Genomic DNA, 14139 nt, shown 5'->3' on the forward strand with positions numbered 1-14139 from the left:
GGGGGGGCCATGGCGGAGACGACGGACCGGGCGGACCACGGGCGGGCCTGGTCGGGGCCGGCGCGGCTCGTCCTCGGCCTCGCCGGGGTGGGGCTGGTCGGGGGGACCGGACTGTTCCTGGGCGCCGTGTTCCTGCACGTCGCGCCCGCCAACTCGCTGTCGCGGCAGTACCGCGCCGAGGTCGACGGCATCGTCTACCCGGAGTTCGAGCAGAACTGGAAGCTGTTCGCGCCCAACCCGCTGCAGCAGAACGTCAGCCTGGACGCCCAGGTGCGCACCGTCGCGCCCGGCGGGGCGACCCGCACCCACGACTGGACCGGGCTGACCGCGCGGGACATCGCGACGATAAGGGGCAACCCGGCCCCCAGCCACGTCGACCAGAACCTGCTGCGCCGGGCCTGGGACTTCTACGACGGCTCGCACGACCCGCAGGACGAGAAGCCGGCCACCCCGCGCGGCAAGCTCGCCGAGCAGTACCTCAAGCGGATCGCGCTGCAGCGGATCGGCCGGGCGGCGGGCGGCGAGCGGATCCTGGAGATCCGGTTCCGGGTGACCACGGCCACCGTCCCGCCGCCGGCCTGGAGCGGGGAGTCCGCGCCGCCGGAGCCCAGGGTGCGGGAGCTGCCGTGGTGGCCGGTGGCGGACGAGGACTACCGGGGGCTGCTCGGATGAACGAGGTGTCGGAGCGGGCCCGGCGGCCGGACGGGACACGGCTCCCGGACGGCGCCGAGGGGCGGGCCGGAGCCGGGCAGCCGCCCGTACCCGGGCCGGACGCCCCGGCGCCGCGGCGGGCGGGGGCGGGGACGGGCGCGGCCGGACTGCTCGGGCGGGCCGCGGGGGCCTTCACCGGGCGGGTGCTCGGGCGGCACCAGGCCGCGGTGGTGCGGATCGGGTTCGGGCTGGTCTGGCTCGCCTACCTGCTGCGCGAGTGGCCCAACCGGCGGGTGCTGTACGGCGACCGCTCCCCCCTGTCGATGGAGCTCGCCGTGCGGCTGCTCGGCGACGACGGGGCGTTCACCGTGCTGCCCTGGTTCGGCGGCCAGCTCTGGTTCGAGCTGGTGTACCACCTGGCGGTGCTGGCGGCCCTCGCCGTGCTGCTGGGCTGGCGGACCAGGGCGAGCACGGTGCTGTTCCTGGTCACCGTGCTGTCGCTGCAGAACCGCGACGTCTTCCTCGGCGACGGCGGCGACAACGTCGTCCACCTGATGGCCGTCTACCTGGTCTTCACCCGCTGCGGCCGGGTGTGGTCGCTGGACGCGCGGCGGGCCCGGCTCGGGCGGACGGGGTGGACGGAGTGGACGGGGGTGGCGCTCTGGGCCGTCCTCGGGGCGGCCCTGGCCGTCTGCCAGGCCGGCGACTTCTCCGGGCGCAGCCTGACCTGGACCGGCCGGACGTTCCCGTACCTCGGCTGGGCCCCGCTGTTCTGGGGGCTCTGGGCGGTGGCCGGGCTCTGGTGGGTGCTCGGGCGGCTGCGGCCGGACGGCGAGCCGCGGGCGGTGCTCGACGCGCTGGCGACCATGGTGCACAACTGCGCGATGCTGGTGATCGCCGTCGAGGTGGTGCTGATCTACGCCACGGCCGGCTGGTACAAGGTGCAGGGCACGCGCTGGCAGGACGGAACCGCGCTGTACTACCCGCTGCACCTGGACTACTTCACCCCCTGGCCGGGGCTGTCCGCGCTGGTCGGCTCGGCGCTGCTGCCGGTCTTCCTGGTCTCCTACGGCACGGTGATCGTGCAGGTGGCCTTCCCGTTCACCCTGCTGAACCGGCGGGTCAAGAACGTGCTGCTGGCCGTCATGATGCTGGAGCACGTGGGGATCGCGGTGGTGCTCGGGCTGCCGGTGTTCTCGCTCGCGATGATCGCGGCGGACGCGGTGTTCCTGCCGACGGGCGCCCTGCTGTGGCTGGCGGCGCGAGCCCGCCGGATCGGTGCCCGCCCGATGGGGCGCGAGCCCGCGCCCTAGGATGTCGGTATGTCCTGGTTCGCCGCGCTCCGTGACACCGCGCGGACCGGACTCACCCTCGACCGGGCGCTCACCGACCCGAAACGGGCCGTGCGCGGGGCGGTCGCCGTGGCGCTGGTGCTCTTCCCGACGCTCGCCCTCGGCGGGGTCGGCCTCGCCACCTCCGCCGCGATGGGCGCGTTCATCGCCGGCTCCGCCACCTTCCAGCGCAGCTTCCGGCCCCGGGCCAGCCTCGCCGTCGCGGCCGGGGCCGGACTCGGGATCAGCACCTTCCTCGGCTACCTGGCCGCCGGCGTCCCCGGACTGTTCCCGGTGCTGCTGGCGGTGTGGGCCTTCGGCGCCGGACTCGCCTGGGCGATCGGGCCCACCGCCGGCGTGGTCGCGACCAACACCGTCTCGGTGATGCTGATCGTCGTGCAACTGCCCGTCAGCGCGACCGCCGCGCTCGGCCACGGACTGGTCGCCGCCCTCGGCGGAGTCGCCCAAGCCGTCGTCATCACCGTCTGGCCGATCGGGAGCTGGACCGCCCAGCGGGACGCCCTCGCCGACACCTACGCCGAACTCGCCGACTACGCCCGCCGGTTGCGGCAGGACCCGACCGCGCACGTCGACCCGGCGCCGTTCATGACCGCCCGGCACGCCGCCGCGCTCACCCCCTGGCAGGACCGCCACCGGCCACCCGAACTGCGCGGCCTGCGCGGTCTCGCCGAACGGATCCGGCCCACCCTCGCCGCCCTCGCCGACCCCGGGATCGGCGCCCCCGAGGAAGGCCCGGAACGCGACCGGGCCCGGGAGGTGCTGGCCGCCGCCGCCGAGGTCATGGACGCCCTCGCCCGGGCGATCCGCACCGGCGACCCCGTCCGGCTGCCCCGGTCCGCCCCCTCGCTGACCCTGGTGCGGCCGGACGACGACGGCCCCCGGCTGCAGGGCGCGGCCCGGCGCTCCGCCCGGCGGCTCGGCGGACTGCTGCGCAAGGCCGCGGACACCCTGGACCGCGGCGACGAGGACACCATCACCACGCCCGTGGTCGGAGCCGGCGGAGCGCTGCACAAGCCGTCGATCGTCCGGATGCTGCCCGTCGCGCTGCGGACCGTGCGGCGCCAGTTGCGGCCGCGGTCGGCGGTCTTCCAGCACGCCGTGCGGCTCACCGGGGTGGTGACCGTCGCCTACCTGCTGGCCCGGCTCGCCGGGTTCCACCACGGGTACTGGGCGCCGATGACCGCCGCGATGGTGATGCGGCCGGACTTCGCGCAGACCTACAGCCGGGGCGTCGCCCGGCTGGCCGGGACGGTCGTCGGGGTCGCCGTCTCGACGCTGGTGGTGCAGCTCGCCCACCCCGGGGAGTGGGTGCTGGCCGTGCTGGCGGTGATCTGCATCGGCGGGGCGTACCTGGCGTTCCGGACCGGGTACGCGCTGACCACCGTCGGGATCTCCACCTACGTGGTGTTCCTGCTCGGGCTGCAGGAGGGCGATCCGCTGGTGACCGCCGTCGAGCGGGTCGGGCTCACGCTGCTCGGCGGGTCGATCGCGCTCGTCACGTACGCGCTGTTCCCGACCTGGCAGACCGCCAGGCTCGGCGAACGGCTCGCCGAATGGCTGGCCGCGGCCGGGCGGTACGCGGGCGCCGTGGTCGCCTGCTACGAGCAGCCGGCGCAGCCCCGCGGCCGGGCCGTGCGGAGCGCACTGCTGGACTCGCGGGAGGCGCGCTCCGAACTCATCCAGGCCATGCAGCGGGCCGACGCCGAACCGGGGCGGCACGCGTCCGGGCTGGCCGGGGTGAGCCGGCGCCAGATCGACCGGGCCCGGGCCGCCGTCGGGCACCTCGGGCGGGCGGCGCTCCTGCTGGAGGCCCACCTGCCGGCGGCGGACGCCGAACCGGTGCCCGGGGCGGGCGAGTACGCGGAGGAGCTGAGACTGGCCACGGCGCTCGCGGGCGCCGCGCTGCTGACCGGACAGCCGGTGGAGTTCGGGGCGGTGCGGGACGCCCAGGCGCGGCTGGAGGAACGGCTGGCGCAGGCGCCGGCGGGGGTGCAGCGGGACGTGGTGCGGGCGGGGACGCGGCTGGTGGGTCAGGCGCTGCGGGACCTGGAGCGGGCGCTGCGGGGGAGCGCGGAGGGGCCGCCGCCGGGGAGGGTGGGAGAGTGAACGCCATGGACGACACCGTGGACGAGCCCGTTGACCAGCCTGGGGACGGGCCTGGGGACGAGCCGACGGACGGGCTCGTGGAGGGGCCGATGGACAAGGACGAGGTGGTGCGGGCGTGGCGGGCCGCCGAGCGGGAGCCGGGAGCGGTCCTGCTGGACGGCTTCCACGCGCTGAAGCACGCGCTGCGCTTCGGCGGTGACGTCCGGCGGATGCTGACCGCCGACCGCACCGCCCTGCGGGCGCTGGCCGCCGAGCTGGCCGGGGACGTCGCCCCGGCGGTGGACGCGCTCGCCGTGGAACTGCCGCAGGCGGTGCTGCGGACCCTGGCGCCTCGGCTGCACCCGACCGGGGTGATCGCGCTCGCCGTCCGGCCCTCCCCCGAAGCCAACCTGGCGGCGCTGGCCGGGCGGCCGCGCCGGGCTCCGGTGGTGCTGCTGGAGAACCCGCGCAACCTGGGCAACGTCGGGGCGGTGATCCGGCTGGCGGCCGGGTTCGGCGCCACCGGGGTCGTCACCACCGGTGACCTGGACCCGTGGCACCCCACCGTGCTGCGCGGCAGCGCGGGCCTGCACTTCGCCACCGCCGTGGAACGGCTGGCCCTGCCGCAGCTGCCCGCCGGACCGCTGTACGTGCTCGACCCGGAGGGCGCCGACATCCGCGACCTGCCGTTCCCGGACGACGCGCTGCTCGCCTTCGGCACCGAGCGGCACGGCGTCTCGGCGGAGCTCAAGGCGCGCGCCGACCGGCTGGTCGCGGTGCCGATGCAGCCGGGGGTGTCCAGCTTCAACCTGGCGACCAGCGTGGCGATGGGCCTGTTCCACTGGATGTCCGGCAAGCGCTGAGGGGGCCGCCCGGGGGCCGGGCGTCAGGAGAAGAGCCGGCGCCAGGTGTCCGGGCCGGGGTAGCCGTCCGCCTCGCCGCCGCGCCAGCCCTGGGCCTGCTGGAAGGCCTGGACGGCCCGGCGGTCGCTCTCCGTCCAGCGCGGGCCGGGTCCGACGCCGTACGAGCCGCCGAAGCCCTTGCGGACCAGTTGCTCGCCGAGCTGCCGGACGTGGTCGTCGTCGCGGCCCGGGCCGAAGTACTGCACCCCGGGGAAGGCGGGCGCCCCGGTGACGGGCGGCGGCGGGGGCAGCGGGGTGCCGGCGCCGATGTCGCGGCCCTTGCCGTTGACCAGGTAGTCCCAGGTGTCCTTGCCGGGGATGCCGTCGGCCTCGCTGCCGCGCCAGCCCTGGGCGAGCTGGAAGGCCTGGGTGGCCTTGCGGTCGGCCTCGCCCCAGCGCGGGCCGGGGCCCTCGGAGTAGAAGCGGGCGCCGCCGCGCTGCACCAGCATCCGGCCGAGCCTGGTGACGTACGCGTTGTCGGCGCCGGGGCCGAACTTGTCGGCGCCGGGGAAGGCCGACGAGGAGGCGCCGTCGCTGCTGCCGCCGTTGCCGCCGCCGGACAGGCCGGTGTAGCGGTACGGGACGTAGGAGCCGGAGTTGCTCCAGTACGCGTACGGGGTGGTGCGCTTCCTGGCCCCGGGGGAGGTCTGCTCGTAGGCGACGTAGCGGGTGCGGGAGGAGTCCGTCCAGCCGCCGAAGATCGTCACGTGCGAACCGGCCTGCGGATCGGCCGGGTTGTTGCGGATCAGCACGTCGCCGGGCTGGAGGTCGTTCTTGCCGATCGGCTCGGCGACGTCCGGCAGGGTCCAGGTGGTCTGGCTGCTGCCCAGGCCCCAGGCCATCGAGACGAAGCCGGAGCAGTCCTGGCGGTAGCCGTCCGACCAGTAGCGGCTCATGCTGTACGGCACGCGCTGGTCGATCCAGCTCTGCGCGCGCTTGATGATCTGCGCCCGGGTGACGGGCCGGGCGGTGGCGCGCGGTGACGCGGCGGAGGAGCGGGCACCGGGATCCTCGCCGTAGAGGCCGCCGACCTCGCCCTGGGGGTTCTGCGGCGGCTGGGCGGTGCTGCTTCCGCCCGGGGCGGGGCCGGGCGCGGGGGCGGCGACGGCCGCGCCGGCGGCGGCCGTCCCGCCGCCCACCGCGGTGCCCAGGGCGGCCACCAGCACGGCGGCCCGGCGGCGGACGCTGCGGGCCGCGGCGTGGCCGCCCTCGTGGACCGGCGCGGCGTGCAGTCGGGCGCGGCGGCGGGCGCTGCAGCCCCCGCATATGCAGTCGTCCGCCGGTTCGACGTCGTCGAACTCCATCAGCGGCGACAGGGCGTCGGTCAGGGTCATGCTCGGCCTCTTTCCCGCGGTCCCTCCTGGTCACGGCCTGACGGCGTGACAGGACCGGCTTTCCCGGGCCGGCTCCGCGTGTCATCGGGACCAAAGTCCCAAAGCGGGCGGGGTGCGGCGCGGCGGATTGGGCCGGGCGGGTGGCGACCGTTCGGTTCGCGGGCGTGGCGCGGGCGGGCGGGGGCCGTCGGTGCGGGCCCGCCCCGGCCTGACCCGCGGTCAGCGCGGGATGGCGGGCGAGTACTCGGGCCCGGTCCAGGTCAGGGGGGTGGCGTCGGCGAGTTCGACCACGCCGGTGACGGTCAGTTCGACCATCCGCTCGGCGCCCGGGACGGCCTGCCGGGCCTGCTCGGACCAGTCGGTGCGGGCCTCGCCGGTGACCAGCAGCGCCCCGCCGGTCTCCCAGTCGGGCAGCAGCAGGCCGGCCCGCGGGTCCAGTTCCAGGTTGCCGAGGGTCATGAACATGCTGTTGCCGGGGTACTCCGGCCAGCGCAGCCGGTCCGGCGCCACCGCCGCCAGGACGCCGGGGAAGCCGCCGCGGTGGGAGGCGTCCACGCTGCCGTCCGGCCCGACGGTGGCGATGAAGAAGGTGTCGGCGGTGGCCGCGGCCAGGGCCTGCGCGGTGGTCAGCCGCGAGCCGGTGGCGACCGCGCGGGCCGGGCCGGCGGCCGGGCGGTCCAGCGGGGTGCGGCGCTGGATGTACTTCGGGCAGTTGGAGACCACCTCGTCGGCGCTGATCAGCAGGCCGCCCGGACCGTCCGGGCCGCCCCGGCCGTCCGGCACGGAGCTGCCGTTGAGCCGCATCCGGCGCCGGCCGGCCGGGTCCAGGGCGATGGTGCCGACCCTGGCCGGGCGGGCCAGCGCCGCGGCCAGGGGGTCGGCCTCGGCCGGGCGGGCGGCGACCGCCATGGTCCGCTCGTCCGCGGCCCGCAGGAAGCCGGCCGGTCCGGCCAGCTGGGTGGCCCAGAGCCGGCCGTCCGGGTCGGCGGCGCCGACCACCAGCATCCGGCGCTCGGTCAGGAAGCGGGCGGCGACGGCGGGGATGGTGTCGCGGATCGACCGGCCGGCGTGGTCGGCCCGGTCGGTCCGGCCGGCCCGGGCCTGGGCGGCCCGCTCGCCGGCGTGGTACGGCGTGCTGGTGGTGGTCATGGTCGGCTCTCCCTCCGGGGCTGGTCGGCCCGGTCGGCATCGGTGGCAGCCGCCGGCCGGGTGGCGGCGAGGGCCTAGAAGAAGCCGCAGGTCGGGGCGCCGCTGGTGGGGGCGGCGGCCGCGGTCTCGTCCACGCCGCTGCGGGTGTAGATCTCCAGCCGGATGCCGTCCGGGTCGGTGAAGAAGATGCCGCCGGAGGCCGAGCCCTCGCTGTGCGGGACGACGCCGTCGTGGGCGAACCCGGCGCCCAGCTCGCGCAGCAGCCGTTCGGCGGCGCGGACCTCGTCGAGGCTCGCGACCTCGAAGGAGAGGTGGTGCAGGCCGGGGCTGGCGGTGGGGAAGGTGCCGGTGCTCTGCTGCCAGAGGGTCACCACCAGGCGGCCGTCGCGGCCGAGGAGGGCGTAGCGGCGCTCGGGGTCGGTGCCCTCGTGGGTGACCTGGAGGCCGAGGACGGCGCGGTAGAAGTCGACCGAGCGGGCCAGGTCGGTGACGTTCAGGCCCACGTGGCCGGTCTGCAGGGTGGGGAGCAGGGTGGTGTCGGACATGTCTGGTCACTCCCGGGACTGGGGCGTCCGGCCAGGCTGCTGCCTAACCGATACTCACGAGAGTAGGAGTTAGGTGATGCGGCGTCAACCAGTACGAGGCGTAGAACCGGTTAGGTTGGTCGCGGGGAGCCGGCACCGGCCGGGAAAGCGACGGCCCCGCCGGACGGGAGGTCCGACGGGGCTCGGTGAGGACGCGGGCAGGCGGGCGGCGGGGCTACGCCCACTCCCAGCGGATGCCGATGTGGCCCGGCTGCTGGTCCGGCGCCAGGACGTGGGCGCTGGCCGAGGCGCCGATCCACAGCTGCTCGCGGCGGTGGTCGACGTCGGCGCCCGGCTCGCGGTCGTAGCGCTCGCAGTGCGCCGGGACGGCCGCCGGGTCGAAGTGCACCTGCAGCACGTACTCGCGCACCGGGGTGGCGAAGCGGCGGCTGTACTCCATCGTGGGGCCGCCGGGCGGGATCTCCACCTCGTACTCGAAGACCGTGCTGTCGCCGAGCGCCAGCGGGCGGTCCAGCATCAGCTCGCCGACGGTCAGGCCGACCTCCGGGCGACGGCGCACCCGGCCCAGCCGGCCGTGCCGCACCGCGGTGATCTCCGGGCAGCCGGTGGCCTCCTCGTCGGCCTTGTGCACGACCAGGCAGCGGCTGACGCCGCCGACGGTGGCGCGCACCACCTGGCGCATCCGCAGCAGGTTGGCGCGCCGCTGGGCGTCCACGTAGTAGGAGTCGTGGATGCTCAGGCGCTCCAGCTCGCCGGCCGGTGGGGCGTCCAGCTCGGCGAAGATCGAGGCGATCTCCTGCTCGCCCGGCCAGACGTCCTCCAGCCCGAGGTGGCAGGTGTTGGCGGCGGCGGCCCAGCGGCCGCGCGGGCGCGGCGGTCCGAGCAGCGAGGAGAGCGCGCTGTGCGGCAGGCCGAGCAGCTCTTCCAGCAGGTGGACGGCGCGCAGCGAGCTGGCGCGCTCGGGCTGGCTGCGGCCGCGGCGCCAGTAGCTCAGCGTCGTGACGCTGACCCTGACGCCCCGTTGGGCGAGGGCGGCGCGGATCCGGTCCAGGCTGAGGCCGCTGGCCTCGATGGCCAGGTGCAGGGTGTCCGCGAAGCCGCCGACCGGGGCGAGCCGGGCGGCGGGCGAGGCCGGGGTCGGGGCCGAACCGGGCGCGGGCGGCCCGGGACGCTCCGGGTGCGTTCCGACCAGCCGCAGCCGCGCGGCGTCCTGAGGCTGCTGTGCGACCATGCGATGACCCTCCCCACCAGGTGAGTTCGGTGGGACCGGACCGACGCCGGGGCGCGCCGCGAGCGGCTTCACCGAGCTTTGGGGAACCCTATGCACGGTCGAGAGGCTACGTCATCAGTCGTGCGTATGACAGTGGTCACGGCGGGTCGACCGGATGGTTATCGATCTTGAAACAGTCCGGAAACACGGGGCGCCGGACCGGGCCGCGGATCCGGGCGGTCCGCCGGACGCGACACCGCCGGGGCGGGCCCTGACGGCGCCGCCCCGGCGGGGGTATCGGTGGTGCTGCCGGTCGAGGGTCAGCCGACGTTCACCGCGACGTCGTCGATCACGAAGCTGGTCTGCTGGGACGAGTCCTCGGTGCCGGTGAACTTGATGGTCACGGTCTGGCCGGCGAAGGAGGTCAGGTCCAGGGTGCGCTGCACGTAGCCGGCGGCGGCGTTCGCGTTGGAGTACGTCGCCAGCGTGGTGCTGTTGGCCTGCACGGTCAGCTTGTCGTACGCGGTGGAGCCGCTCTCCGCGGTGTCGATGTGCAGCCAGAAGGTCAGCTTGGCGGAGGTGCAGCCGGCCGGGATCGAGACGGTCTGCGACATGGTGTCGGTGTGGGCCGAGCCGTAGCCGTCCATCCAGGCCTTCCAGCTGCCGCTGTGGGCGGCCTGGGAGGAGCTGTTGTCGACGACGCCGCTGGAGGCGGTCCACGGCGAGGCGGAGCCGGTCTCGAAGCCGCCGTTGTTGACCAGCTGGGCGGCGGTGCAGCCGCCGGGCGGCGGGGTGGTGCTGCCGCCGCCCAGCAGGGCGGTGGTCAGCGCGTCGGCGACCGGGGAGCCCCAGCCGGTGACCTGGTCGTAGCCGGCCTTGGCGGAGAAGTCCTGGTTGGCGCCGGTGGTCACGTCGTGGAAGGTGCTGCCGTAGCTGCTGCTGTTCGCGACGGAGTACAGCCGCGGGCTCGCCTCGCCGAGGGCCGGCTGACCGGCGGCCTTGGCCTTCTGGTTGAACTGGGCCGCGTAGCCGGACCAGAGCGGCGCGGCCGCGCTGGTGCCGCCGTAGACCTGCCAGCCGCCGGCCGTGTAGATCGCGAAGCCGCTCGCCGGGTCGGCGTTGGAGGCGACGTCCGGGACGGTGCGCATGGTGCCGCTGACGCCGGTGCCGGTCTGCCAGCTCGGCTTGCTGAACACGGTGGAGACGCCGCCGCCGGCGGTGCTCCAGGCGCTCTCCGAGGAGTAGACGTTGCCGCTGCCGACCTTGAGGTTGGTGCCGCCGACACCGGTCTGGTGCGGGCTGGAGGCCGGGAAGTCGACGGCCTTGACGGTCGAGCCGCTGGTGGAGCGGGTGCAGTCGCGCGAGCCGTCGTCACCGGAGGCGGAGAAGATCGAGATGCCCTGGGCGGCGGCCTGCTTGAAGGCGTTGTCGACGGCCGTCATCGAGGCGGCGGTGGTGTCGGGCTCGCAGGAGCCCCAGGAGATCGAGATGACCGAGGCCCGGTTGTCGGCCACGATCTTGTTGGCCATGTCGATCTCGCCCTGGTCGCTGTTCGGGGCCTCGTAGACCAGCTGGGTGGCCTTGGGCGCCGCGCCGCGGACGATCTCGCTGTCCAGCTCGACCTCGCCCTGGCCCTGGCCGGGGGCGGAGTCGTAGCCGGCGCCGTCCACCGAGACGGTGGAGACGGCCGGGCCGGTCAGGCCGTACTGCGAGTCGTAGGTGGTCAGGTTCGACGACTTGTAGCCGTCGAACTCCCACAGCGCGACGGTGACGCCGGTGCCGTCCGCGCCGGTCTTGGTGAGGTTGTACGCGCCGGTGTACTGCGCGGGGGACATGCCGCTCGGGCTCGCGGTGGCGGCGTTCGGGGCGATCGCGCCGGGTGCGGCCGCGTTGGGCTGGGCCAGGCGGTTCTTGCGCACCGCGTGGTTGTCCAGGCCGCTGACGCCCTGGACCACGGCGGCCAGGTCGGAGGGGATCGAGGCGGCGGCGTCGTTGGCGAAGAAGGCGCGCTGCAGCTGCGGGTCGACGTAGGAGCTCTCGTGGGTGCCGAAGGCCTGCGAGATCTGCGCGGCGGTGCCGCGGGCGTTGACGACCTGGCGGTTGGCGCTGACGTCGGAGACGGTCAGGCCCTGCTGGGCCAGGTAGGTCTTGACCTGCTCGACGTCGGCCTGGGTCGGGCCGAACCGGGCGGTGAACTGCTCCGGCGTCAGGTAGCGGCCGAACTCGGGGGTGCCGGGGGTGGTGACCGCGGCGAGGAAGCGGTCCAGCGCGTCGGCGTTGCGCAGCTTCAGGCTGACGGACACCGAGATCTGCTGCTCGGAGGGGACGTCACCCTTCTTCTCCGAGTGGGCCACCGCGGGGTTGACGGTGTTCGGCAGGGAGACGCGCGGGGCGGCGTTCGGGGTGGCGGCCTGTGCGGTGGAGACACCGAGCGAGACGGCGGTCAGCGGCAGCACGGCTATCGCCGCAGCGAGAGCGAGGGAACGGGGGCGCACGGGATCCTCCTGCGGCCGGCTGTGGGGGCCGGCTAGGGGCCAGGCGTTCCGGGGTCGAGAACGCTGGCTAGAACATGACAGAACCTCTGTGCGAAGTGGCTCATGGCCAGGCAATTCGTTGCTAAAAAACAGTCAAGTGTGGAGGCCGGAAAACTTCCTGGTTCCATACAGTGAATGATCGGAATTCCGGAACGGGTCCATACCAATTCGCCCTGCCGGACGCGGACGTAGAATCGGGTGGAGCCGAGGGAGAACGATGACTGACGTGATGGCAGACCCGCGGGATCCACGACCGCTGACCGGCGAACCGCTCGCGCTCGACCTGCTCAACACGCGCTGGGCCGGGGCGCCCGTCAACGACCTGCTCACCGGAGTCGACGGGTACGGCATCTGGCTCTCCTCCGCCGGGCTGAGCGGGCGCTGCGCGGCCGACGAGGCGGGGCTGGCGGCGATCCGGCAGGCCCGCGAGGCCATCCACCTGGCGGCCCAGGACGCGCGCCGGGACGGCGAGTTGGGGGCGGCGGCGCGGGACGGGCTGGACGCGGTGCTGGCGCACGGGCGGATCCGGCGGACGGCCGGGCCGGGCGGCCCCGAGGACGTGGCCGAGACCGACGCACCGCAGTGGCTGGCGCCCTGGCTGGCCGCGGACGACTTCCTCGCCCTGCTCGGACAGGGCGCCCAGCGGGTCAAGCAGTGCGCGCACGAGGCGTGCATCCTGCATTTCTTCGACGCCTCGCAGAACGGGCGTCGGCGGTGGTGCCGGATGGCGGTCTGCGGCAATCGCGCGAAGGCGGCGCGGCACTACGTGAAGGCGCGGGGTTAACCGACGACCGAACGATGGTTCGGGGCGGCGGGGTTCGGGCCGGGGGCCGGGCGGGTGCGCCGGTGAGGGCACGCCCGCCCGGACCGACGGTCAGGCGGGGGTGCCGAGCCAGGCGGTGAGGGCGGCGCGGAGTTCGCCCTGGCCGGGGTCGACGGCGGCCCAGGCGACGTAGCCGTCCGGGCGGATCAGCAGGACGGTGTCGCGCAGCTTGCCGTGCGGGTCGGCGGGGGCGGCGGAGACCATGCGGTCGGCCCAGGGTGCGGCGGCGGCCAGTTCGTCGTTGCTGACGAGGACGAACCGGCCGGCGCGCAGCGCCTCGTAGAGCCGCTCGGGAGCGGCCGGGGCGCCCTCGGCGGGCTTGCTGAGGGCGGTCAGCCGAAGGTCCGGGACGCGCTTGCCGACCTGCGGGTGGGCTTCCTTGGGCGCCGGGTAGGAGACGGCGAGGCCGGAGACCAGCCGGGCGCCGCGCTCGCTGACCACGTCGAGGTGGCTGCCCAGCGCGGTCAGCGCCCCGCGCAGGGCCCGGGTGGGGGCGGACTCGGCGAGGGCGAGCCGGATCAGCGCACCGGAGGTGCGCAGGACCGTCCTGCCGACCGGGTGCCGCTCCGTCTGGTAGGTGTCCAGCAGGGCGTCGGTGGCCCGGCCGCGCACGGTGGCGGCGAGTTTCCAGGACAGGTTGGCGGCGTCCTGCAGGCCGGTGTTCATGCCCTGGCCGCCGGCCGGGGAGTGGCAGTGGGCGGCGTCGCCGGCCAGGAAGACCCGGCCGGAGCGGTAGTTGGGGGCCTGGCGCTCGTCGCTGTGGAAGGTGGAGCTCCACCGCACGTCGTGCAGGCCGTAGTCCTCGTCGAGGACGGACCGCAGGAGGGCGGTGAGCTGCTCGGGCGTCGCGGCGGTGCCGTCCTGGAAGCGCTCGTTGCGGTCCCAGGCGATGACCCGGTACCAGCCGTCGCCGAACGGTGCGATGAAGGCGAAGCCGCTCTCGCCCGCGCCGACGGTGATCGCCTCGGCGGGCTCGCGCTCCAGCCGGACGTCGGCCAGCACCACGGAGTCGACCACCGACTCACCGGGGAAGGGGATGCCGAGCAGGTCGCGGACAGTGGAGCGGACGCCGTCGGTGCCGACCGCGTAGGCGGCGCGGTGGGTGTGCCCGTCCGCGGTCTCCAGCGTCACGCCGTCGGCGTCCTGGCGCAGCCCCGTCACCTCGGCGCCGCGCACCAGGATCGCGCCGGCCTTCTCCGCGCGCTCCAGGAGCAGCCGCTCGACGTTGTACTGCGGGGTGATCAGGACGAAGGGGAAGCGGGTGGGCAGCGAGCCGAGGTCGACGCCGAGGCGGTTGAACATCTTCAGCGAGTCGAGCGGCCGGCCGGTGGCGATCAGCTCGTCGGCCAGGCCCCGGGCGTCCAGCAGCTCCAGGCTGCGGGCGTGCACGGCGAAGGCCCGGGTGAGGTTGGACTCGGCGCCCCGCTTCTCCAGGACGGTGACGCCGACCCCGGCGGCGGCGAGGTCGCCGGCCAGCAGCAGCCCGGTCGGTCCGGCACCGACGATCAGGACGTCGGTTTCGGTCGTCGGCTTCACGGTCATGTATCAGCTCCC

11 protein-coding genes are annotated in these 14139 nt (G+C 75.1%); 5 read left to right on the forward strand and 6 right to left on the reverse strand.

Annotation, left to right across the window (positions count from 1 at the left end; all coding sequences use genetic code 11):
• The first annotated feature begins 9 nt into the window (after window positions 1-9).
• The 4 genes from IF30_RS0106555 (at window position 10) to IF30_RS0106570 (ending at window position 4951) form a co-directional block, all read left to right on the forward strand.
• The gene (locus IF30_RS0106555) at window positions 10-672 is read left to right on the forward strand and encodes a DUF5819 family protein (RefSeq protein ID WP_051709343.1); all 663 of its coding nucleotides are present in this window, start codon (window positions 10-12) and stop codon (window positions 670-672) included.
• Complete coding sequence (locus IF30_RS0106560; RefSeq protein WP_051709345.1) at window positions 669-1964, forward strand: HTTM domain-containing protein; 1296 nt, start codon at window positions 669-671, stop codon at window positions 1962-1964. Before IF30_RS0106555 ends, IF30_RS0106560 begins: the two co-directional genes overlap by 4 nt.
• A 9-nt stretch (window positions 1965-1973) precedes the next feature.
• Entirely contained in the window at window positions 1974-4109 is a 2136-nt protein-coding gene (locus IF30_RS0106565; RefSeq protein ID WP_030233236.1) for an FUSC family protein, read from the forward strand.
• Between the two features lie 89 nt (window positions 4110-4198).
• Entirely contained in the window at window positions 4199-4951 is a 753-nt protein-coding gene (locus tag IF30_RS0106570) for a TrmH family RNA methyltransferase (RefSeq protein ID WP_030233239.1), read from the forward strand.
• Between the two features lie 23 nt (window positions 4952-4974).
• On the opposite strand, the gene IF30_RS0106575 is transcribed toward IF30_RS0106570, so the two are convergent.
• The 5 genes from IF30_RS0106575 to IF30_RS0106595 all read right to left on the reverse strand — a co-directional run bounded on the left by IF30_RS0106575 (window position 4975) and on the right by IF30_RS0106595 (window position 11723).
• Window positions 4975-6324, reverse strand: a complete 1350-nt coding sequence (locus IF30_RS0106575; protein WP_234322603.1) for a peptidoglycan-binding protein — start codon at window positions 6322-6324, stop codon at window positions 4975-4977.
• A 219-nt stretch (window positions 6325-6543) separates the two neighbouring features.
• Window positions 6544-7473 carry a pyridoxamine 5'-phosphate oxidase family protein gene (locus tag IF30_RS0106580; protein ID WP_030233245.1) on the reverse strand — a complete coding sequence of 310 codons (930 nt, stop codon included), beginning with the start codon at window positions 7471-7473 and terminating at the stop codon, window positions 6544-6546.
• Between the two features lie 74 nt (window positions 7474-7547).
• Window positions 7548-8018, reverse strand: coding sequence for a VOC family protein (locus IF30_RS0106585; protein ID WP_030233249.1), 471 nt, complete (start codon window positions 8016-8018; stop codon window positions 7548-7550).
• A 214-nt stretch (window positions 8019-8232) separates the two neighbouring features.
• Window positions 8233-9249 carry a hypothetical protein gene (locus tag IF30_RS0106590; protein WP_051709347.1) on the reverse strand — a complete coding sequence of 339 codons (1017 nt, stop codon included), beginning with the start codon at window positions 9247-9249 and terminating at the stop codon, window positions 8233-8235.
• A gap of 299 nt (window positions 9250-9548) precedes the next feature.
• Entirely contained in the window at window positions 9549-11723 is a 2175-nt protein-coding gene (locus IF30_RS0106595; RefSeq protein ID WP_078891175.1) for a protease pro-enzyme activation domain-containing protein, read from the reverse strand.
• 256 nt (window positions 11724-11979) lie between these two features.
• Between IF30_RS0106595 and IF30_RS0106600 the strand changes: the two genes are divergently transcribed.
• Window positions 11980-12546, forward strand: coding sequence for a CGNR zinc finger domain-containing protein (locus IF30_RS0106600; protein WP_234322604.1), 567 nt, complete (start codon window positions 11980-11982; stop codon window positions 12544-12546).
• A gap of 90 nt (window positions 12547-12636) precedes the next feature.
• On the opposite strand, the gene IF30_RS0106605 is transcribed toward IF30_RS0106600, so the two are convergent.
• Window positions 12637-14127: an FAD-dependent monooxygenase gene (locus tag IF30_RS0106605; protein WP_030233261.1), complete on the reverse strand. Its 1491-nt coding sequence runs from the start codon at window positions 14125-14127 to the stop codon at window positions 12637-12639.
• Window positions 14128-14139 lie beyond the last annotated feature (12 nt).

Source organism: Streptomyces sp. NRRL S-350 (assembly GCF_000719705.1).
Lineage (GTDB): Bacteria > Actinomycetota > Actinomycetes > Streptomycetales > Streptomycetaceae > Kitasatospora.